The organism is Psychromonas sp. 14N.309.X.WAT.B.A12, from assembly GCF_030397575.1.
Classification (GTDB): Bacteria; Pseudomonadota; Gammaproteobacteria; order Enterobacterales; family Psychromonadaceae; genus Psychromonas.
Genome location: NZ_JAPNXS010000003.1, coordinates 337,953 through 359,866, shown reverse-complemented (window position 1 = coordinate 359,866; position 21,914 = coordinate 337,953). Strand labels below are relative to the sequence as shown.

17 protein-coding genes are annotated in these 21,914 nt (G+C 36.8%); 8 read left to right on the top strand and 9 right to left on the bottom strand.

Annotation, left to right across the window (positions count from 1 at the left end; translation table 11 throughout):
* Window positions 1-646: 646 nt before the first annotated feature.
* The 4 genes from rapA (at window position 647) to pntB (ending at window position 7,570) form a co-directional block, all read left to right on the top strand.
* Complete coding sequence (rapA, locus tag OW492_RS06475; protein WP_290039112.1) at window positions 647-3,559, top strand: RNA polymerase-associated protein RapA; 2,913 nt, start codon at window positions 647-649, stop codon at window positions 3,557-3,559.
* Between the two features lie 73 nt (window positions 3,560-3,632).
* The gene (locus OW492_RS06470) at window positions 3,633-4,295 is read left to right on the top strand and encodes an RluA family pseudouridine synthase (protein ID WP_290039111.1); all 663 of its coding nucleotides are present in this window, start codon (window positions 3,633-3,635) and stop codon (window positions 4,293-4,295) included.
* Window positions 4,296-4,655: 360 nt separating this feature from the next.
* The gene (locus OW492_RS06465) at window positions 4,656-6,197 is read left to right on the top strand and encodes a Re/Si-specific NAD(P)(+) transhydrogenase subunit alpha (RefSeq protein WP_290039110.1); all 1,542 of its coding nucleotides are present in this window, start codon (window positions 4,656-4,658) and stop codon (window positions 6,195-6,197) included.
* Window positions 6,198-6,199: 2 nt separating this feature from the next.
* Window positions 6,200-7,570 carry a Re/Si-specific NAD(P)(+) transhydrogenase subunit beta gene (pntB, locus tag OW492_RS06460; protein WP_290039109.1) on the top strand — a complete coding sequence of 457 codons (1,371 nt, stop codon included), beginning with the start codon at window positions 6,200-6,202 and terminating at the stop codon, window positions 7,568-7,570.
* A 71-nt stretch (window positions 7,571-7,641) separates the two neighbouring features.
* On the opposite strand, the gene OW492_RS06455 is transcribed toward pntB, so the two are convergent.
* Together OW492_RS06455 and OW492_RS06450 are read right to left on the bottom strand one after the other, a co-directional pair.
* Complete coding sequence (locus tag OW492_RS06455; protein ID WP_290039108.1) at window positions 7,642-8,433, bottom strand: M48 family metallopeptidase; 792 nt, start codon at window positions 8,431-8,433, stop codon at window positions 7,642-7,644.
* 77 nt (window positions 8,434-8,510) lie between these two features.
* Window positions 8,511-9,716 carry a multidrug effflux MFS transporter gene (locus OW492_RS06450; protein ID WP_290039107.1) on the bottom strand — a complete coding sequence of 402 codons (1,206 nt, stop codon included), beginning with the start codon at window positions 9,714-9,716 and terminating at the stop codon, window positions 8,511-8,513.
* Window positions 9,717-9,851: 135 nt separating this feature from the next.
* On the opposite strand from OW492_RS06450, the gene OW492_RS06445 reads away from it, so the two are divergent.
* Window positions 9,852-10,829 (top strand): LysR family transcriptional regulator, encoded by a 978-nt coding sequence (locus tag OW492_RS06445; protein WP_290039106.1) that lies wholly within the window; start codon window positions 9,852-9,854, stop codon window positions 10,827-10,829.
* 60 nt (window positions 10,830-10,889) lie between these two features.
* On the opposite strand, the gene OW492_RS06440 is transcribed toward OW492_RS06445, so the two are convergent.
* Both OW492_RS06440 and OW492_RS06435 read right to left on the bottom strand, forming a co-directional pair.
* Entirely contained in the window at window positions 10,890-11,957 is a 1,068-nt protein-coding gene (locus OW492_RS06440; protein WP_290039105.1) for a branched-chain amino acid aminotransferase, read from the bottom strand.
* A gap of 203 nt (window positions 11,958-12,160) precedes the next feature.
* Window positions 12,161-12,787 (bottom strand): alpha/beta family hydrolase, encoded by a 627-nt coding sequence (locus OW492_RS06435; RefSeq protein WP_354669222.1) that lies wholly within the window; start codon window positions 12,785-12,787, stop codon window positions 12,161-12,163.
* A gap of 346 nt (window positions 12,788-13,133) precedes the next feature.
* Between OW492_RS06435 and OW492_RS06430 the strand changes: the two genes are divergently transcribed.
* Window positions 13,134-13,685: a GNAT family N-acetyltransferase gene (locus OW492_RS06430; protein WP_290039104.1), complete on the top strand. Its 552-nt coding sequence runs from the start codon at window positions 13,134-13,136 to the stop codon at window positions 13,683-13,685.
* A 512-nt stretch (window positions 13,686-14,197) separates the two neighbouring features.
* On the top strand, window positions 14,198-16,288 hold the full coding sequence (locus OW492_RS06425; protein WP_290039103.1) for a hypothetical protein: 2,091 nt from the start codon (window positions 14,198-14,200) through the stop codon (window positions 16,286-16,288).
* Window positions 16,289-16,410: 122 nt separating this feature from the next.
* On the opposite strand, the gene OW492_RS06420 is transcribed toward OW492_RS06425, so the two are convergent.
* The 4 genes from OW492_RS06420 to OW492_RS06405 form a co-directional block, all read right to left on the bottom strand.
* A complete protein-coding gene (locus OW492_RS06420; RefSeq protein ID WP_290039102.1) occupies window positions 16,411-16,848 on the bottom strand; it encodes a TerB family tellurite resistance protein in 438 nt (145 codons plus the stop codon).
* 76 nt (window positions 16,849-16,924) lie between these two features.
* A complete protein-coding gene (locus tag OW492_RS06415; RefSeq protein WP_290039101.1) occupies window positions 16,925-18,016 on the bottom strand; it encodes a GGDEF domain-containing protein in 1,092 nt (363 codons plus the stop codon).
* Window positions 18,017-18,055: 39 nt separating this feature from the next.
* The gene (locus tag OW492_RS06410) at window positions 18,056-18,904 is read right to left on the bottom strand and encodes a PA4780 family RIO1-like protein kinase (protein ID WP_290039100.1); all 849 of its coding nucleotides are present in this window, start codon (window positions 18,902-18,904) and stop codon (window positions 18,056-18,058) included.
* Window positions 18,905-19,210: 306 nt separating this feature from the next.
* Entirely contained in the window at window positions 19,211-20,092 is an 882-nt protein-coding gene (locus tag OW492_RS06405) for a DMT family transporter (RefSeq protein ID WP_290039099.1), read from the bottom strand.
* A gap of 191 nt (window positions 20,093-20,283) precedes the next feature.
* On the opposite strand from OW492_RS06405, the gene OW492_RS06400 reads away from it, so the two are divergent.
* Complete coding sequence (locus OW492_RS06400; protein ID WP_290039098.1) at window positions 20,284-21,153, top strand: delta-class carbonic anhydrase; 870 nt, start codon at window positions 20,284-20,286, stop codon at window positions 21,151-21,153.
* A 145-nt stretch (window positions 21,154-21,298) separates the two neighbouring features.
* Here the strand turns inward: OW492_RS06400 and syd are convergent, their stop codons facing one another.
* Entirely contained in the window at window positions 21,299-21,850 is a 552-nt protein-coding gene (gene syd / locus OW492_RS06395; RefSeq protein ID WP_290039097.1) for a SecY-interacting protein, read from the bottom strand.
* Between the last annotated feature and the right edge of the window lie 64 nt (window positions 21,851-21,914).

The following is a 21,914-nucleotide window of genomic DNA, read 5'->3' as shown; positions in this document are numbered from 1 at the left end:
ATTTAAAGTTTAATTTGCAACCTAAGTTGCGACTCAATATTACTGACTAAAACTATGTACCTAAGTACAATGTTATTCTGAATTAATGAATTAATTCGTGTGTCACTTCTATTGATGTTGCCTAACAAGTAGGACTTTGATTTTTTTGAAATCACATCAACAATAAGTGCTCACACAGATTGTTTGATTAAATTGTTAAAGAGCGTGCCTTTCGGCTAGGCGGCGTATATTACGCGCCTTTCGAACAATGTCAAGGTCTTTTATTTAATGTTTTCAAAAAGATAATTAATCTTTTTAAAACATGAAAAATTGCCATTCGGCAAAACTTAATTTCAAACCTAAGTTTGAATCGTTAACCTTATTTTGTTCTCAAACTCGCTGGGTAACTTGCGTTCCGTCCCGTGTCTGTGGGTGCGCATTATAGGGATTAAGATCTCATTGGCAAGCGTTTTATTGCGATTATTTACAATTTAAATTCGTTTGCTTAATTAACATACAAACCATCTATTATCCTTCATTTATATGCTATTTTTATTTTTATCTATTTATTAGATTTATCACTAGTACCTTTGAATAGGATTTAGGTAACATACGCGCCTTTTCTGCTATTAAGTTTTGTTTAGTTACAATTAATGAGTGAGTTTTTATGACATTTTCGTTAGGCCAGCGTTGGATTAGTGACGCTGAATCAGAGTTAGGTTTAGGTACAGTAGTCGCAATAGAAGGACGTATGTTAACGCTGTTATTTGCAGCTTCAGGTGAGCAACGCCTTTATTCGATAGAAGAAGCACCAGTAACACGTGTACGCTTCAATATTGGAGATGAAGTATTAAGCCATGCTGATTGGTCTTTATTAGTAACAGATATAGAAGAAAACGAAAATATCATTACTTATATCGGTACACGTAAAGATACCGGTGAAGAAACCCAGTTAAGAGAAACCTTTCTTAATAACTTTATTAAGTTTAATAAACCTCAAGATAAATTATTTGCAGGTCAAATTGATAAGTTTGATCGCTTTGTATTACGTTATAAATCTTTATTAAATCAGCATGAACAACAACGTTCTCATTTACGTGGTTTATTAGGTGCACGTGTCGACCTTATTCCGCATCAGTTTTATATTGCGGAAGAAGTAGGTCAACGCCATGCTCCACGTATTTTATTAGCAGATGAAGTGGGATTAGGTAAAACTATTGAAGCAGGCCTGATTATGCATCAACAATTAATTACCGGTCGTGCTAAACGTGTATTGATTGTTTTACCTGAAAATTTACAGCATCAATGGCTAGTAGAAATGCTACGTCGCTTTAACTTGCACTTTAGTATTTTTGACGAATCACGTTGTGAGGAAGCTTATTTAGATGCAGTTAACCCTTTTGATACTGAGCAACTTGTTTTATGCAGTATTGATCTACTTCGTAAACAAAAGCATTTAAAAAATGCACTGCTAGCAACTTGGGATCTGATGATTGTAGATGAAGCACATCATTTAATTTGGGATAAAGAAAAGCCAAGTCCACAATATAATGCAATTGAAAAGTTAGCAAATGAAGTTCCAGGTGTATTATTGTTGACGGCAACACCAGATCAATTAGGCCACGAAAGTCATTTCGCACGTTTACGTTTACTTGATCCAAATCGTTTTTATGATTACCAAGCTTTTGTAAACGAAGAAGCAGGTTATAAACCCGTTGTTGAAGCTGTTAACCAGCTACTTGATGGTAAGTTCTTAACAGATGAAGCCAAAAACAGTATTACTGAACTTTTATCAGAACAAGATGTAGAGCCACTACTTAAAACCATTTCAGATATTACCGTTGACCCAGAGCAGCAACAAGTGGCACAACGTGAATTGATCCGTGGCTTACTAGATAGACATGGTACAGGCCGTTTATTATTCAGAAATACCCGTTCTGCGATTAAAGGCTTTCCTAAACGTTTATTGAAATCAGTCGCGTTAACGTTACCAGAACAATATAAAACAGCACTGAAGGTATCAAAAATGATGCCTGTTGGTAATTTGGAGCAACAAGCATTCTCTGCACTTTACCCAGAGCAAATCTATCAAGCATTTGAAGCATCTACAGATAATTCTTGGTGTGCTTTTGATCCACGTATCAGCTGGATCATTGACCTTGTACAACAGAATAAAAATGAAAAAATTCTGATCATTGCCGCTCAAGCTCAAACAGCTTTAGCAATTGAAGAAGCATTACGTACACGTGAAGCGATCAAAGCAGCTGTTTTCCACGAAGGCTTATCGCTCATTGAGCGTGATAAAGCGGCAGCATATTTTGCACAAGTAGAAGATGGTGCACAGGTTATGGTTTGTTCTGAGATTGGTTCTGAAGGTCGTAACTTCCAGTTTTCTCACCACCTAGTCTTATTCGATCTTCCAATTAACCCAGATCTGCTTGAGCAGCGTATTGGACGTTTAGATCGTATTGGACAGCGTTGTGATATCCAAATTTACACCCCTTATCTTAAAGACACCTCTCAGGAGTTTTTACAACAATGGTATGAACAAGGTCTATCTGCTTTCACACAAACCACCCCTACTGGACATACTGTCTATGAATCAGTGAAAGATGAACTAATTAATTTATTAGCTACCGGCGATAACGCCCAAGATCAACTAGGTCAATTAATCAAACGTACTGCTGCATTAAACTCAGAACTTAAAGCTAACTTAGAACAAGGTAGAGATAAGTTATTAGAAATTAACTCTAGTGGTGTTTTACAAAATAGTAATTTGCTTGATGACATAACAGAAATTGATCAATTACCGCACTTCACTGGTTTTGCACTACAGATGTTTGATGTGTTAGGCGTGCAACAAGAAGACAGCAGCGATCAGTGCTTAATCTTAAAACCTACTAGTAATATGTTGGCAAGTGATTACCCAGGCTTACCAGAAGAAGGCGTTACAGTGACATTTGACCGCCAAACAGCATTAAGTCGCGACGATGTCTCCTACTTAACTTGGGAACACCCATTAATCAGCCATGGTATGGAGATGGTATTAAGCTCAGATACCGGTACGACTTCTGTTGCCATCTTAAAAAATAACTCATTACCAGCAGCCTCAACATTCCTTGAGTTAATCTATGTTGTTGAAGCACTAAATACTGATAATGCACAATTAAGTCGCTTCTTGCCAACAACACCAATCCGCCTGTTATTAGACAAAAATGCTAAAAACTTGGGTGAAAATGTAACTTTTGATAGCTTTGATCGCCAGTTAACCCCAATCAATCGCCATATTAGTCGTAAAGTAGCGAATGCTTCTCAAGCCCTAATCCATCAACTAATTAAGCAATCTCTGCCTACCGCACAAACGTTAATGGCAGACATTCTTGATGAAGCGAAACAAAATATGCAACATACGCTACAACAAGAAAGAGATCGTTTATTAGCATTAAAAGCTGTTAACCCTAATATTCGTGAAGAAGAGATCCAACATATTCGTGATCAACAAAGTAACTTCGAGCAGATTTTAGATAATACACAACTGAAATTAGATGCAATCCGTTTCATCGTTTCTACTCATACATAATCTAATATCAACAAATAAAGGCTATTAGAATTTTCTGGTAGCCTTTTACAGTTCACTACAACGGTAACTATTTATGCCAAATTTTGTCTATAACCCACCAATGTCCCCTTATTTAAATATTATTCATCAGGATCAGGATATTGTTGTATTAAATAAGCCTTCTGGATTATTAAGCGTTCCAGGTAGAGACCCTTGGCATAAAGACAGTTTGGCATTACGAGTATTGCGTGTATGGCCTGAAGCTTGTGTTGTACACAGATTGGATATGGCCACTTCTGGCATTATTATCTTAGCTTTACGCAAATCAGCACAAAGCCACATGGGACGTCAGTTTCAACAAAAAGTCATCGATAAAACCTACTTTGCACGCGTTGAAGGGATTATTAAAGAAGACAGTGGATTAATCGACTTACCTTTACGTTGTGATTGGGAAAATAGGCCTCGTCAAATCGTTGACTTTGAACAAGGAAAAAGCTCCCAAACTGAATGGCAAGTGGTTAAAAGAGAAAAACAAACTACCCTAGTCAAATTAACTCCGTTAACAGGGAGAACTCATCAGTTACGTGTACATATGCAACAATTAGGTCATTCTATTGTTGGCGACGAGTTCTATGCGACTGAATTTGGTAAACAATATTCACCAAATCGCTTAGCATTACATGCTGCGAGCATCACTATTACTCACCCCTCTACAGAATTACGTGTTAGTTTTGAATGCCCGCCACCTTTTTTATAAATTTAACAAACAAACATGAAAATTAACCTTTTGCCTTTATTTATTAACATTAGATTTACAATTAAGGTTGCTTATTATCAATGGTTATATTAAGTAACCTTTATGTTGCATAAAAACTATGTAAAGAACCTTAAAATGGTAGCGTTCGCCCTTATTTTTCACTAAGCTTTAACTTGCTGAAAATTGTCGTAATACACAATTAATCGACAAGTTTATAAAACAATCAAACGCGTTATCTTGGCTTTGTGGTGTTAGCGCTATTTAAAAAATGCAGGTGATTTGTGTCAGCTGCATTTTTTAAATGACACCCAAAATAAACTTCGATAACAATCTTTAACAATAAGCGATCATGGAATTACTATGCAGATAGGTATACCTAGAGAGATCCAAGAAAATGAAAACCGCGTAGCGGCAACACCTAGTACTGTTGCACTATTAATTAAACAAGGTTTCACCTTTCTTGTAGAACAAAACGCAGGATCAGCGGCAAGCTTTTCTGATTCATCTTACCAAGAAGCGGGTGCTGAAATTAGCACTGAAGCTGAAGCTGTCTTACAATCAGATATTATCTTTAAAGTTAATGCTCCGACTCAAGCAGAAATTCAATTAATCAAAGAAGGCGCAACATTAGTTAGCTTTATTTGGCCAGCTCAAAATCCAGAACTATTAAAACAACTAGAAGCTAAAAAGATCAGCGTTATCGCGATGGATAGTGTTCCTCGTACTTCTCGTGCGCAGGCATTAGATGCGCTTAGTTCAATGGCTAATATTGCAGGTTACCGTGCTGTTATTGAAGCTGCGAACCAATTCGGTCGTTTCTTCACAGGTCAAATCACTGCTGCGGGTAAAGTTCCACCAGCTAAAGTGTTGATCGTTGGTGCTGGTGTTGCCGGTCTAGCTGCACTTGGTGCTGCTGGTAGTCTAGGCGCAATCGTTCGAGCATTCGATACTCGCCCTGAAGTAAAAGAACAAATTGAAAGTATGGGCGGTGAATTCCTTGAAGTAGATTACGTTGAGGAAACAGAAGTAAGTACCACTGGTTACGCTAAAACAATGAGTGAAGGTTATCAAAAAGCGCAAGCTGAAATGATGGCTGAGCAAGCTAAAGATGTTGATATCATCATTACAACAGCACTTATTCCAGGTAAACCAGCGCCTAAGATCATTTCTGAAGACATGATCAAATCAATGAAACCAGGTAGTGTTATCGTTGATTTAGCAGCAGCGGCTGGCGGTAACGCAGCATTAACAGTAAAAGACCAAGTGTTTGAAACTGAAAATGGCGTTAAAATCATAGGTTACACCGACTTACCAAGTCGTTTACCAACACAATCAAGCCAACTATACGCAACAAACCTAGTTAACTTGATGAAACTGCTTTGTAAAAACAAAGATGGTCAAATTGACATCGACTTCGAAGATGAAGTTATCCGTGGCGCAACGGTTGTTAAAGAAGGTGAAATTTCTTGGCCACCACCAGCAATTAACGTAAGTGCTGCACCTACGCCAAAAGCGGAAGAAAAAGTAGAAGAAGTTGTAGAAGAAAAAGAACCAAACAAATGGATTAAACCTGCTGCTGCTGTTGTTGCTGCTGGTCTATTTGGTTGGTTAGCAAGTGTTGCACCAACAGACTTCCTAGCACACTTCACTGTATTTATACTGGCATGTATTGTTGGTTACGGTGTAGTTTGGAATGTTGCACATTCACTACATACACCTTTAATGAGTGTAACAAACGCAATCAGTGGCATCATCATTATCGGTGCACTACTGCAAGTTGGTAGTGACAATAACGTGGTCACAGCTCTTTCAACGATTGCAATTCTTATTGCAACCATCAACATAGTGGGCGGCTTTACCGTTACACACCGTATGTTGAAAATGTTCCAGAAGGATAAATAAACATGTCTCAAGGATTAATTACAGCTGCGTACATCATCTCGGCTATCCTATTCATTGGTAGCCTTAACGGCTTAAGCAGCCAAGAAAGTGCAAAACGCGGTAACCTATTCGGTATTATCGGTATGGTCATCGCGATCGGTGCAACTATTGCTAGCTCACAAGTGAGTGGCTTAGGTTACATCACTATCGCAATGGCTGTTGGTGCTGGTATCGGTGTACGTTTAGCATTAAAAGTTGAAATGACTTCAATGCCTGAGCTAATCGCTATTTTACACAGCTTCGTTGGTTTGGCTGCAACCTTCATTGGTTTCAACTCATACTTAGATCATGCTGTTTTAGCACCAGCTGCGCAAACTATTCACGATGTTGAAGTGTTCTTAGGTATCTTTATTGGTGCAGTTACTTTCACTGGTTCTATCGTTGCATACGGTAAACTAAGCGGTAAAGTAAACAGTGCAGCACTATCTCTACCTGGTAAAAACTGGATCAACATTGCAGCAGTAACTGCAGCAGCACTTCTATTAGTTGCTTTTGTTAGCGGTGATTTAGGCTTAACAGCACTTATCATTATGACTGTAATTGCTTTAGCATTCGGTTGGCATTTAGTGGCTTCTATTGGTGGTGCAGATATGCCAGTAGTAGTATCAATGCTTAACTCTTACTCGGGTTGGGCTGCGGCAGCAACTGGTTTCATGCTAGCAAATGACTTACTGATCATCACAGGTGCTTTAGTAGGTTCAAGTGGTGCGATTCTTTCTTACATCATGTGTAAAGCAATGAACCGTTCATTTGTAAGCGTAATCTTAGGTGGTTTTGGTAACGAAGAATTTGCACAAGGCGACCAAGAGTACGGTGAGCATACAGAAACAACGGCACAACAAGTTGCAGAGTCTTTAAAAGCGGCTAAAAACATCATCATCGTACCGGGTTACGGTATGGCTGTTGCACAAGCACAATATCCTGTTGCTGAAATTACTAAACAATTACGTGCTAAAGGCAAAAACGTACGTTTTGGTATTCACCCAGTTGCAGGTCGTTTACCAGGCCACATGAATGTATTACTTGCTGAATCAAAAGTACCTTACGATATTGTATTAGAGATGGATGAAATCAACGAAGATTTCCCTGAAACTGATGTAGTATTAGTTATTGGTGCAAATGATACCGTTAACCCTGCAGCAAATGAGCCAGGTACACCGATTTCAGGTATGCCAGTGCTTAATGTTTGGGAAGCTGAAAAAGTAGTTGTCTTTAAACGTTCGATGGGTGCTGGTTACGCTGGCGTACAAAACCCACTGTTCTTTAATGAGAACTCTGAAATGTTATTAGGTGATGCAAAAGCATCGGTAGATGCAATTCTATCTAACCTTTAATTTAACGTTTTAATTAAAAATGCCGAATCAATTGATTCGGCATTTTTGTTTGCATTACACTACAAGTGTCATTAAGCACGACAGTTAGGCGCTTCAAAACTCGTTTGTTTAAGATTCTTCAATTCACTTTGTAAATCATTAATGCGAGTTGTATTTGAAGGATGGGTTGATAAAAACTCCATCGGTTCTGCCCCACCCGACGCAATGGCCATATTCTTCCATAACTCTACACTTTGTAATGGGTCAAAACCCGCTTCGCTCATTAAGTGTAAACCTACAATATCTGCTTCCGACTCTTGAGCTCTTCCATAAGGCATAGTAATGCCATATTGAACGCCTAAACCTAATGCTGCTAAGCCTATTTCTGAGTATTCACTGCCGCTAACAGCAACGCCAATAGCAGAGGTTCCAATACCTGTTATTTGGCTTGAGGATAAACGTTCATTAGAATGATTTGCTTGTACATGAGCTATTTCATGGCCAATTACTGTCGCAAGCTGATCCTGAGTTTTGGCCACAGATAACAACCCTGTGTAGACACCGATTTTTCCACCAGGTAAAGCAAAGGCATTAACCTGTTCACTGTCGAAAACCACTACTTCCCATTCATCAAAATCAGGTTGGGCCCCCAAAGTATCGGTTATCTGCTTACTCACACACTGGACATAGGCATTAACAGCAGGGTCTTGATTAATGGTTTCCTGTTTTTTTATTTCTTCAAAGGAATTAGCTCCCAATGTTGCCATTTCCGAACCATCAAATAACAAAACTTGATTACGCCCAGTCGGCGAAGAAGTCACACAGGCAGTGAGTAACAGGGAACTACCAATCAGGGATAATTTAGATAGGGAATGTTTCATCATAACTCCATTGACAAAAATGTAATGGAGTTATTATCTCAAGCTAACACAGAGAATGCGAATAAATTTTCAACAGGTGCTTAAGCGTAATTAGGACGCTCTTGATGCCAATGTTTATATTTAGGCAGGGTCATAACAATCAGCAGCAATAACCCACTTCCACCAATCATAAAAGCACTTGCGTAGGGCCCCGTTAAACTAGTCTGCTGCAGTAACCCCGTTAATAACGCGGCACCAGCCATTTGAATGCAGCCTAGTAATGCACTCGCAGTACCTGCACGCTCACCAAAAGAGCTTAATGCCATTGATGTTGCCGGCCCTAACAAAAGTGCAAAGCCAATACATAACAACAACATTGGTAACATAAAGTATAAACCGCCAACTAACGGGCTAGTATAAGGCAACTGTTGTAATATAAATTGAGCAGCTCCCGATACCAGCATTAACCACAGTGCAATCGTCACCGTCTGATGATTACCGACTTTTTTAATCACTTTAGGTGCAGCAAAACAAGCCACGATATTAATCAATGCATTAAAGCCAAATAGGTAACTAAAGGTCAGCTCTGTTAACCCTAAATGCTTAATGATCCAACTAGGTGCGTAGGATACATAAGTTAAAATACTGGCCATACCAATCATGCAGGTCAACGCATAAAAAACAAATTGGCTATTGGCTAATACAGGTTGGTAACGTGCCCACCTGTATAGGGCCGTATGGTTATTAGCATGTTCAGGACGAGTCTCTGGTAATCTAAAAGCAACAACAAACAACACTAAAATAGCAAATACAGTCATGAAGATGAACGAAGCTCTCCAACCGAAATGCAATGCTAAAAAACCACCTAAAGTTGGTGCTAATGCAGGAATAACACAAATAACACCGTTTAAATAACTATAATAATGTGCACTTTGCTGTGCATTAAATCTGTCTCTCACGGCACTGAATACAACAATTGAAGTAGCGCAAGCTGCAATACCTTGTAGTACACGAGCCAGTTGTAAATATTCAAACTGCACCACAACTGACGCAAAAAAACTACTCGCGATATACAAACAAATTCCCACCAACGCAATTGGTCTACGCCCATATCTATCAGCTAATGGGCCAATTAGAACTTGCCCTACCCCCATCGACAAAATAAACAGGATCAAAGTCGATTGAACCTGAGTATCCGATACTCCGAACTCAACAGCCATCTCAGGCATGGAAGGTAAATAGATATCAATGGCCAGTGGGCTTAACACCACCATCATCATTAGGATTGGTAACAACTTACGACTCATAACTCTCTCTTTAAAAATAACGAAAATAAAATGCCAATTTGTGATATTAAACTGATAACAATGCGAGTGTAAATCAACTATGATATGAATAGAAATGGTATTAATTCAGTTCTTATTTTCCCAACAGGAATATCTATGCATATTGATAAACTCACTCGAATAGATCTTAATTTATTAGTTATTTTACAAGTTTTATTAGAGGAACAAAGCGTCACTCGCGCAGCAACTCGCTTGAATGTCAGTCAATCAGCTTTAAGTAAAAGTTTGTCTCGCTTACGTTTGCATTTACAAGATCCGCTATTTACCAGAACAGCACATGGTTTAAAACCCACTCCCCATGCACTTAATTTACAACAGAAACTCACTAAATTACTGCAAGGCCTATATCAACTTACTCAAGCACCTACCTTTGACCCTTTAAGCAGTGACCGACACTTTTCTATTAGCATGTTGGAAAGTGCCTACGCGACATTATTACCTTCTTTTATTGGACCTTTATTACAACAGGCCAGTAATATTCATTTAGATGTTTTAGGCTGGAAAGAAGGATCCATGCAAGACTTACAAAAAGGCAAAGTAGAGTTTGGCATTACCGGTATAGATTATGATCAGCAACAACAGTTAAAAATAGATAACTTACCCGATGAACTAACCTATAAGATATTATTCAGTGATCATCAAACCTGTTTAGTCAATGAGCACCACCCGGCATTACAACATGTCAAAAATAATACTTGGGATATACAAGGTTATTTAGCGTGTAATCACTTACAAGTTAGCTGCGAAGGTAATAAGTTTTGGGCCATAGATTTCGAGTTAGAAAAACATAACAAGCAACGTAATATCATCAGTACATTGCCAGACTTCTATGGTGGAGCAAGTGTTTGCGCGCATAGCGATTTAATTTTTACGTTACCAAGCAGCTTTGTTCCACATGCGCAAAAGCTGTACCCACTGAAACAGATCCCATTGCCTTTTCAACTCCATGAAATGGCTTACGTATTGTTATGGCATCAAGGCAACACGGATGAGCCAGGCCATCAATGGGTGAGAAATATGATTTGTGATAGTGTTGATAATGCGTTTAAGAATAATAACAGCTATGCCTATTAGATATCAAAAAGGCGCTAAATAGCGCCTTGATAATAGGTAGTTAAAAAGAAGACTAAATGATTAACAATCTACTTTTTCTATCCAACCAAATTTATCTTCACGAAGACCGTATTGAATTCCCGTTAATTCATCGTACAAGTTACGAGAAACTTCTCCTGCTTTATTATCATTGATGATGTAATCAACATCTTTCCAGCATAATTGGCCTACTGGAGAGATAACCGCAGCTGTACCACAACCAAAGGCCTCAGTAATTTTACCACTTTTAATATCAGCTAAAATATCTTCTATTGCTAATTGCTCTTCAGATACAGTGTAACCAAGAGTTGGAGCTAATTGTAAAATCGAATCTCGTGTAATACCTGGTAAAATACTGCCGCTTAATTTAGGGGTAACTATATGGTCACCATAAACAAAACAGATGTTCATCGCGCCAACTTCTTCGATGTATTTACCATGAATAGCATCTAACCAGAGTACTTGAGAATAACCTCGCGCTGCAACATCTTCAGACATGTATAAACTTGCCGCGTAGTTACCGCCAGTTTTTGCTTCACCAACACCACCAACAACTGCACGACGGTATTTATCTGCAACATAAACAGAAACAGGAGAAAAACCATCTTTAAAGTACGCGCCAGCAGGCCCAGTAATAATAAAGTGCAAGTATTTATCACTCGCACCCAAGCCTAATTTAGCACCTGTCGCGATCATCGTTGGACGAATATATAGTGATGTACCATTTTTTTCAGGCACCCATTTATTATCTATTTTTAATAGCGCCATCAAAGCTTCAAGATGAAACTCCACATCGATCTCTGGCATTACCATACGTGCAGCAGAACGATTAAAACGTTTAAAGTTTTCACGAGGACGGAATAAATGAATATCCCCTTTCTCTGTACGATATGCTTTTAACCCCTCAAAGATCTCTTGACCGTAATGTAAAACCGAAGCTGATGGGTCTAATTGCAGTGTTTGATAAGGTTTTATTTCAGCATTTGACCATTTTTGATTCGCATCATAAGTTTGTGTAAACATATGGTCGGCAAATACTTCACCAAAACTAAATTCTGCTGGACAGGTATTTCGCTCTGCAACTGCTAGCGGTTTGATATCAATTGACATGTAACTCCCTTCTGTAACTAAATGCTTTACGACAATGGATGAAAAGTACAGGTATCATTGCTTATATGTCGACCGGATGTCGATTTTAAAAAATAATCAACAATACATCCACACTTCTTTTACAAATAAATGTAGATAAAGCTAATTTATTATCCAAACAATGGATAGTTTTCAAGCAACAGGTCGTAAAACAGTCTCTTTTATCAAATAACCACGCATTGTTTAATATAATTCGCTAAATAATCGATAGTAGATTGCATATGTCCATTCTGTGTCAACCCACTTTTTACTCTCGGTTTTAAATCATGATCCCCATCTTCTAACCAATGCCACTGTAATGCATTAGGCAAATCATAATTTGCGACCTCTTCCTGACTCCCTAATTTATCTCTAGTGCCTTGTATGATCGCCAAAGGCACCTTGACCTGCTCTAAATGTTCGATCCGTAGTTTGTCCGGTTTACCTTGTGGGTGAAAAGGATACCCCAAGCAAGCAACACCCTTTACTTGAGCCAACGCATGTTCAGCCATCACTAAACTAGCCATACGCCCTCCCATTGATTTGCCACCTATTACCATAGGCTGTTCGAAACCATTAATAAGTTGTATAAATTGTTCAACCAATTTCGGAGCTCGTTCCGGTGGGCGACGGCTACCAGTATCAACCCGTTGCTGCATATAATTAAAATTAAAACGAGCAACTCTAATACCTTGTTCTCCAAGTCCAACACTGACTTTTTGCATAAAGTCAGAAGTTAAAGGTGCACCAGCCCCATGAGCAAAAACAAATAGAGGACCATCTTCAGGCCCATCAAAAACCACTTTCATCATATTCTCAATTCATGAATAAAAATCAACAATACCCATTATACCAATCCGTTTTTAAATTAACCTAATAGAAGCAAATTTATAGGTGCTAAATTTTGCGCCGATGAGTAAGTTAATTTAAGATATGGAACTTATAACCAAGGGTTTTATTAAAATTTTAATACCAATTATATTAAATAAGTGTTGTAAATTTTATGTAGGAAAAATGACTTAGTTTAAGCAGTAATTTCAACCTCTAGGAGCATTAAGGTAAAGATGTGAATGGTTGCCCCTTTCCGAAAATTACAACGAAGATATAAGTTATCTTAACAAGTAAAATAGATTAATTAATGTGATTGGTATAAGGAAAATGATGCAAACAACTATCCCGAATAACATGCAAAAATGTAACTTAGCGCAAGTTACTTTATTAAGAAAAATTGCTATTGAAACCTACCAGCAAACCTTTGCTGACAGTAACAGTGAAGCCTTATTACAAAAATACTATCAAGAATCATTAAATATAAAGCTACTCTCAACACAATTACAGAATCCAGAAAGCGAGTTTTACTTTATCTATTCAGCGCCTATTAGCAATGAAACAGCCGAGATCGCAGGATTTTTAAAACTTAATGTGGGTAGTGCACAAACAGATCTTGCCGATCCGGATGCCTTGGAGGTTGAAAAAATCTACCTTTTACAAGAATTTTTAGGTGAAGGATTAGGTCATCAATTAATTAACTTTGCCGTTGCACGTGCTGAGCAGCAGAATAAACAATACCTGTGGCTAGGTGTATGGGAAGATAACCAACCAGCATTAAAATTCTACAATAAAATGGGATTTTTCAAATTCGGTGAACACGGATTTGATATGGGTGGAGATATCCAAACGGATTATTTATTAAAAAAACGATTAAACTGAACTTAAAAGGAAAACCTTAACTAAATTGGTATTTTGTTAAGTCACCTGTTGCAGTAGTATAACTGTTCTGATAATTCAACTTAACAATGCATTCACAGTATCTTATTGCTAGTTTTTATTATAAATGAGATATGGTCGAGATTAATTAGGGCCTTTATAGGATTAATATTAAATTTGCTTTAGATGCTTCTCCAAAACAACCTCCTCTTTAAAGCACCTATAATTTTTCAGTAATATATATGTGTTTATATAGAAAACATCGAAAAGTAACCACTTAAAATTTGAAGTGGCCGTGTACACAAAGGCTACCCCTAATTAACAATGTCTAAATAATAAAATAATTGAATCAGTATAAATCTTAAAGCAGGTATATGGACATCATCAGATAACTTAGAAACAGTATTTATTTGTTTTCTTATGGAAATAGCAATCTGATGCTTTACTTCAAACATATCGTGTAAATGTAATTCATAAGTTTGTGAATTTATACACGGTATTGAGGATGATTAATTATGATATTAAAAAAGCAGCAATTTAAAAAAGTTAAGTTAAAAATCCTCAATAGATGCATCACGTTAACAAAACGATTATATCGTAATAATGATTTTAAAAAGTTAATTGATAAAAGCGATGTCATCTCCTTTGATATTTTCGATACGGTTATTGTTAGAAAAGTACTTGATCCTGCAGATATCTTTACTATTGTAGAAAATTTATATATTAAGAAATATGGAGAACTTAGTTTTAAATTCAAAAAGGTACGCACTAAAGCGGAACCTGAGGCCACTAAGATAGCGACTAAAATAAGTGGTGTTCAATCCCTCAATCTAGACGAGATTTACCATCATATCCAAACAACGCAAAACCTCGATAACGAAATAACAGAGAGATTGAAAACGTTAGAAATAGAGATAGAGCAAAAATTTTGTATCAGAAATGAATATATGTATAAGTTTTATCAATATTGTATAGATAACGGTAAAAAAGTTATTTTTACCTCAGATATGTACTTACCAGAAAGTGTTATAACCAAAATCCTCCACGACAATGGTTATACTACCTTTAATAAACTTTACCTATCTTCCACTATTCGTAAGTCTAAATCTAAAGGCACTTTATTCAATCATATTTTAAATGAGCTAGCCTGCCCGCCTTCTAGCATTCTTCATGTAGGTGATTATTTTTATGCCGATATTATCAATGCGATGAAAAAAGGGATCAAAACCTACTATTATGAAAAACCTAGTGAATACGCATTCCAACGGCCTGAGTTTAAAATATTAAAAGAGCTATATAATAAGAACTTATCGATTGACGAATCTATTTACTTTGCAACTGTTATCAATAAAGTGTTTACTCGCAGAGGTAATAATAATGTAAACCTGTGGTACGATTTTGGTTATATATATTGCGGCATTATCTATTTAGGGTTTATTCGGTGGCTAACCAATAAGCTTGTTGAACAGCAAGTTGAAAAAGCATTTTTTCTCGCACGTGACGGATACATGATGCATAAAGTTTATAACTTAATGAATCAAGGCCAAGCAGTGCCACCTAGTCAGTATATGTATGCTTCTCGAAGAGCAATTAATATACCCACTATATGTGATAATATAGACGAGTCATCACTAAAGTTACTATGTAATATTTTTCCTAATTTAAGTGTAAGGCACTATCTAGACAGAGTAGATATCAACTCAGATCAGCATATAGCTAAAATAAAGGCAGCAGGTTTTATTGATAAAAACGATAAAATAGTTTCCCCATCAGATCAAAAAAAATTAGCGACTCTTTTCCAATTATTAACCAAAGAAGTATGTGAAGTTTCCGCTAATGAACGTGAAAATTTAACAAGCTACTTACAACAAATTGATTTTCTGAGAGCTGGTAAAATAGCGATTGTTGACATAGGTTGGCAAGGTACAATGCAAAATTCAATAGATAAATTAAGCCGTATACTAAATAAAAAACTAGATGTTAAAGGCTATTACCTAGGCACATTTGATACTGCAAAGCGTTATGTATCAAAGGGTTTACCAATGTCAGGATATATATGTAACTTCTCTCAGCCACAAAAGAATTACGATGTAGTTATTAGCTGTGTACATTTGTTCGAATTTATCTTTTCTGCCCCCCACGGCTCGGTCATTAACTTTAAATCAGATAAAGAAGGGATTACCCCCGTCTGTGAAGAACATATATCTTCTCATAGAACAACAGAGATCATAAATGAGTTTCAAGAAGGTACATTAGACTTTATTAAAGACTTTATGAAAACAGAAAGTGATTGCTGGAAAATGGAAATTTCACCTGAAACTTCAATAAACCCAATTTCAAGGTTATTAACCACTCCTACTTATGAAGAGTCTGTACAATTTGGTAATTTGACTCATTCAGAATATGTAGGAAACTATAATTATGAAAGGCATTTAGCTAAAACATCTGGCTCATGGAGTGCTTTTACATCTCCATTTAAGTTTAAAAAACATTATTATTCATCTTTATGGAAAGTAGGTTTTAGACGAAGATATATAGGTAATATTTTACCAGAAAAGGTCTTTTCCTATATTAAGAAAGTTAAGAAAAGAAGAGCTTATGGGTAAACAAAAAAGTGACAAAGACCAGCTAAATACAATAACAAATTAAATCACTCCCATCTTTATAAAACTGCTATCACAACCATTTAGTTTTATTGATAATAGCAGCTCGATACAACTGCTCATTGTTAGTGAGCTGGTACAACTGATAATTTAGTTTTAATAAAATCACTGTGATTAACATAAAGTAATGAAGCAACTTTACGAATCAATGCCTCTTCCATTTCATCTAAGTGTCCATCTGCATAAGCAATTTCCCACATTGCTTTAATGACATCAATACGAGCATCACTATCTAACTCGCCTAATTGCGAAGTAAAATCAAATACTGAATTACTCGCGCTCACCTCTTTCATTCCCTCTTGTAACAAGCGACTTGCATTATTTGCATCTATATTCAGCAGCTTCTGTAAAGTATGGACAACGGCAGTTTCTTCTTCAGAAGCACTTTGATGATCAGCGACACAAACCTCGCAAAGCAAACAAACAATAGCTAAAGACTTATCAAATTCAGGGCTATCAGGAGGGATCATCGAATTTAAAAACTGTTTAATTTTTGCAATCATATTAAAACCTATTAGTAATTTCTTGGTGCGGATAACGATTAGTTGAAACATCCTAGGATGTTGGATTTAAAAAGGTTCATCCATGTTCAGAGTATGAAGCTACACGGTTACGTCCGTTCCCTTTTGCTTCATATAGGGCAATATCTGACTTTTCAAGTAACGCTTTTAAATTTTCTTGCTGGGTGATGTTACAGCTAACACCAATACTTGTTGTACATTTCACTACGTTGCCTTTCTTATTGGTGATCACTAAGTGTTCAATTTGCACTCTAAGTTTATCAGCAATCAACATGCCGCGTTGTAAACTACAATTAGGTAACAATAAAGCAAACTCTTCACCGCCAATACGAGCACAAACTTTATCTTTAAAATCTAACCTCTGTAAAGTACTAGCAACTCCGACTAAACAATCATCACCTACTGAGTGTCCGTATTTATCGTTAATACTTTTAAAAAAGTCTAAATCTAATAACAGTAACGTCACATGCTGCTTTGCTTTGTTAGCTTCAATTAATAACTGTTCACCTTCTTCAAAGAAACAACGGCGATTTTTAATACCAGTCAAAATATCAGTGGTTGCCTGCTTTACTAACTCTAATTCATGTTTTTCTATCTGTTTACTAAACAAGGTTAATGCTAAAACAATCGCAAACATATTCACTAAAAAAACAGATTGATACAGTATATGGTTAGTCTCGGAATTTAAAACAACTAACGGGTTTGGATTGAGTGTATTCTCTGAGTATAAGAATAATAATGCAGCCGCTATACTAAACACAATTTTCAGAGATATCTCTTTTAATTCAAATAGTAACAGAACTCCCATCGGCACTAAGAAATAGTAAAAATGAAACCCACTATCCTTCGTAAAAAATAAATTAGTAAAGAAAAAAAGATGCAGAAGAACAAAGCTAAAATAGGTTATTTTAGCGACCTTGTGACAATGAAAATAACTGAGTAAAAAAACAAGAACGTACCCACCTGTTAACATTACATTGTATAATGCAGCACAGTCTTCTTTTAAAACAAAGACATAGTTAGCAGTGTAAACAAAAGAGACAAGTAAAGTGAGTAGGTTTAACACGTTTAACATACGCATTTTTTCTACTTTACTCGGAGGCTCATCTTGGATGCCGACATTCATTATGGAATAAAAACGAGAAAACATAATATTAAGGCTCTGACCAATTAATGGTGCTGAATATGACTAGTCATGATTAGTCATTCGATCCAAACGATCTAACTCTTCTTCACGTGCAGCGTTAATTTCGTTTAATACATTATCCACATCCGCAGTGACTTCAGAGTCAACAAATTGACCGGTTAATACCGTTTTATCCGAAAGCTCTCCAGTTTCAAAAATAGCCCAAATCTCTTCACCATATCGTGTAGTCGCTAAACTTGGGGCAAATTGAGAATAATACTGAGTCATATTGTTTACATCACGTAACAACATTTTTTTAGCATTGTTATTACCAGCTGCATCGACCGCTTGTGGCAAATCGATAATTACAGGGCCTTGTTCATCCACCAGCACATTAAATTCTGATAAATCACCATGAATAATGCCAATACTTAACATACGCACCACATAATCCATCATTTTAGCGTGATGGCTTAGTGCTTGCTCTTCCGACAGAGCGACATCATTTAAACGTGGAGCAGCGTAACCGTCATCATCAGTAATTAAATCCATAATTAACACGCCACCAAAACACCCGTAGGGGGTTGGAACCCTTACGCCTGCTGCCGCAAACTTATACAAGGTATCAACCTCAGTGTTTTGCCAAATTTCTTCTTGCTGTTCACGACCGAACTTCGAGCCTTTTTGCATTGCACGGGCATTACGCCCATTGCGCACTTTACGCCCTTCATTATATAAAACAGCATTCTTGAAACTACGTTTGCTCGCTTCTTTATAAACCTTGGCACAACGTATTTGATCACCACATTGCACAACATATACTGTGGCTTCCTTGCCGCTCATTAACTGGCGTAACACATCATCTATAATGCCATCATCGATTAATGGCTGAATTCTTTTAGGTATTTTCATTTATATGATTAAATTATCTAATAATATCTTGGTTAAGTGGACGCTATTGATGTTAGTCAGCAGCTTAAGTAGCAATACTCTGCCGCATAATACTACAAGTAAACAGACAAAAATTGTTTCTTTTTCGCTCAATTATAGACGCAACAAAGCAATAATAGTTCATATTTGAACTATAAATAATGTATAAAATAATCTATTTTCAAGAAAATAGGGCTTATTAATCAACCCTCTCATCACCAATACCCTAAAGGTAAGAGTTTACTCAGTATAAACACCAACGAGGAGACTATAGTTGACTAAAAGTGATTATTTTTTCTTACCGCCAAAGACATTAACCAATGCTCCTAAAATGATTAGTATACCGCCAATCAATGTCCAAACAGATGGGATTTCGTTAAATATTAACACGCCTAAGATAGTAGAAAAGACGACTTGCACATAAGAGAAAGCACTTACTTTTCCCGCCACTTCTGTTTGCATCGCTTTTGTTAAGCCAACCTGTCCAACTTGCGTGAATATCCCCACAAACAATAATAAAATTAACGCTTCACCATCTGGCATCACAAAATCATTCCCTAATAAAGCTAAAGACAAGGGTAATGCAATCAGCGGGAAGTAAAAGATAATCACCGAACTATCTTCTGTTTTACTCAAGCGTTTAACAATCACATACGCAGTACCACTGCCTAATGCACCTAATAGCGCAACAAACACACTAAACCAAGGTAAAACCGTTTCACCATTTAAAGCCAGATTAGGTTGAACCATTGCAAGTAAGCCAACTAAACATAAGCCAATACATATTAAGGTCGATCGTTGAATTCGCTCCTTTAAAAAGAAAAAAGCTAATAAAGCGGTAAAAACAGGATACAAATATTGTAATAGTGTCGCTTCCGCTAGTGGTAAAGTAGTAACTGCGTAATAAACACAAATTAACGCTAACGTGCCAACCACTCCTCGCGATATTAATAACGCCTTATTATTTCCCCACACTGCGATTTTTTTACGCTTAATATCAACATAGCTTATCAGCAAAGAGACCAAGCCTCTTGCAGCAACAATTTCAAAAACGGGGATATTGTGTGTGCTTACCAACTTTACGCAGGCTGTCATTAATGCAAATGAAAATGCAGATAACAGCATAAAACGTAAACTGATTGGAATAGATAAAAAGAAGTTTTGTAACATATTGGCATTAATGTGATTAAGAACAAGGAATATATAGTTTATCTTATTCTTCCCCTATCTGTTATTTATTTAAACACTTGATTCATCTATTATAACAACCCTAATTACATCAGAAGCTTACATAACAAATAAGCAAAAACTTAAGCTAGCTACAATAACGTAGCTACTAATAATAACTAGCAAGGATAGCTATGAAAATTTTAATGAAAAAACACTTATTACTACTGTGTACCACGACTGCACTTCCATTATCGGTTTTTGCATCACAGACAGTAACTCAATCAGAACCAGTCTCAGATCAGATTATTGAGCAACAAAGAGCTGAATTACAACAAAACACCCTAGATAAAGGATTTGGTCCTCAATCACCACGAGATATAGATAATATTGCAGGGAACAATACTCAGTTATTTTCATATGCGCCAAACACCACGGATATGAACCTATGTAATATTCATTTTCATAAAAATGCAGAGCATAAAGGTGGTGAATTTACTCGTTATGCTGGTAATGGAGATGGTAAGGGTAACAATAGTGGATATTTATATGCAGGACAATTAACTAAGGAAGAACTAACTCCAATTTCTGTGCCTTTATCTAAAGAGCTGCATCATCAATTATTTCCGGGTGATACTATTGAAGTTCATTATGTTTATTCAACAGCAAACGTAAAACCAGGACCGACACTGGGTTCATGTTTAAGTGACTCAACTAAAAACCCGGCTCTTCGCGTAGAGTCTCAAGTGTTTGTGTTAGTAAATGATAAAGAAGCTCTAGATTTTGTAGAGTTAACCAAGCACTCAGTGAAAGGTGATCGTCCGCAGGCTATCAATATTCCAGATAACTCAGGACAACCAATACAATATTTAGGGTCAACCACCGGGCCGGCTTACAACCAACAAGGCTCACCATTTCAGGTTACATGGAGTGTTCGCCCTCAAGTATTAAAGGTTAGTATTAATACCGTTGCGACATGGTTCAAAGACAATCAATACAATGAAAATCATGCCCATGGTGTGAGAAACCTAGTTACCAATCCATTATTATTATCCGCTTATTAAGCACTTACTGAAAATAGTTTGGTGTTAATAGCAAAAATATAGGTGAGTGTTAAGCCTCACCTAGTTGACTAAATAATAAGAGTAAATGTTAACCTAACTTTCTATGCACGATTACTTGGCTGTAATATATAAGAGCGATTATAAATTACAGTATGATAGGGTTTAGTTTACTTAGAAACTCTGCCAGTGACTCTGCCAATACTGCTTCTTGTTTTTTACCTAACGTCTCTAATTGCACTTGCCCAGTCTCATTTAATATCGAGATAACTTGCATTTCATCACTACAAGTCGCAATAAACATAGAGGCAGGTTTCTTTAAACGTTTCTGCATCATAAAGTGTGCAATCATATTTTCTTGCAAACCTAAAAAATCTTGATCATTCCATACCTGAATTAATTCAATAGGATGACCATGAAATTCACAAGGTATATGATCACAATAATGGCTACAAAATAAGGCTTCTATTGCGGGATGAAGCTTTACTTCAAGTGCATCTTCAATATTTTTTAAATCAACTTGTTCTGTGCGTTTTTGTGCTTTCCAAGTAATTTTATCTTCAAATACTTCACCAACTTGGCAAGGAGACAGCCACTCTGCATCAAAGGCTTGCGTAGGAAGCGTACCGTTTTTAACTTCCCATAATTTAAGGTGACGTGCTTGTAACGCCAATAACTCAGTTTGGATATCTGTATTCATAGCTCGAATAATTCTTCTTTTTAGTTACAATACTGCTTATTGTAACGATTCGGGCTGCTTTGTC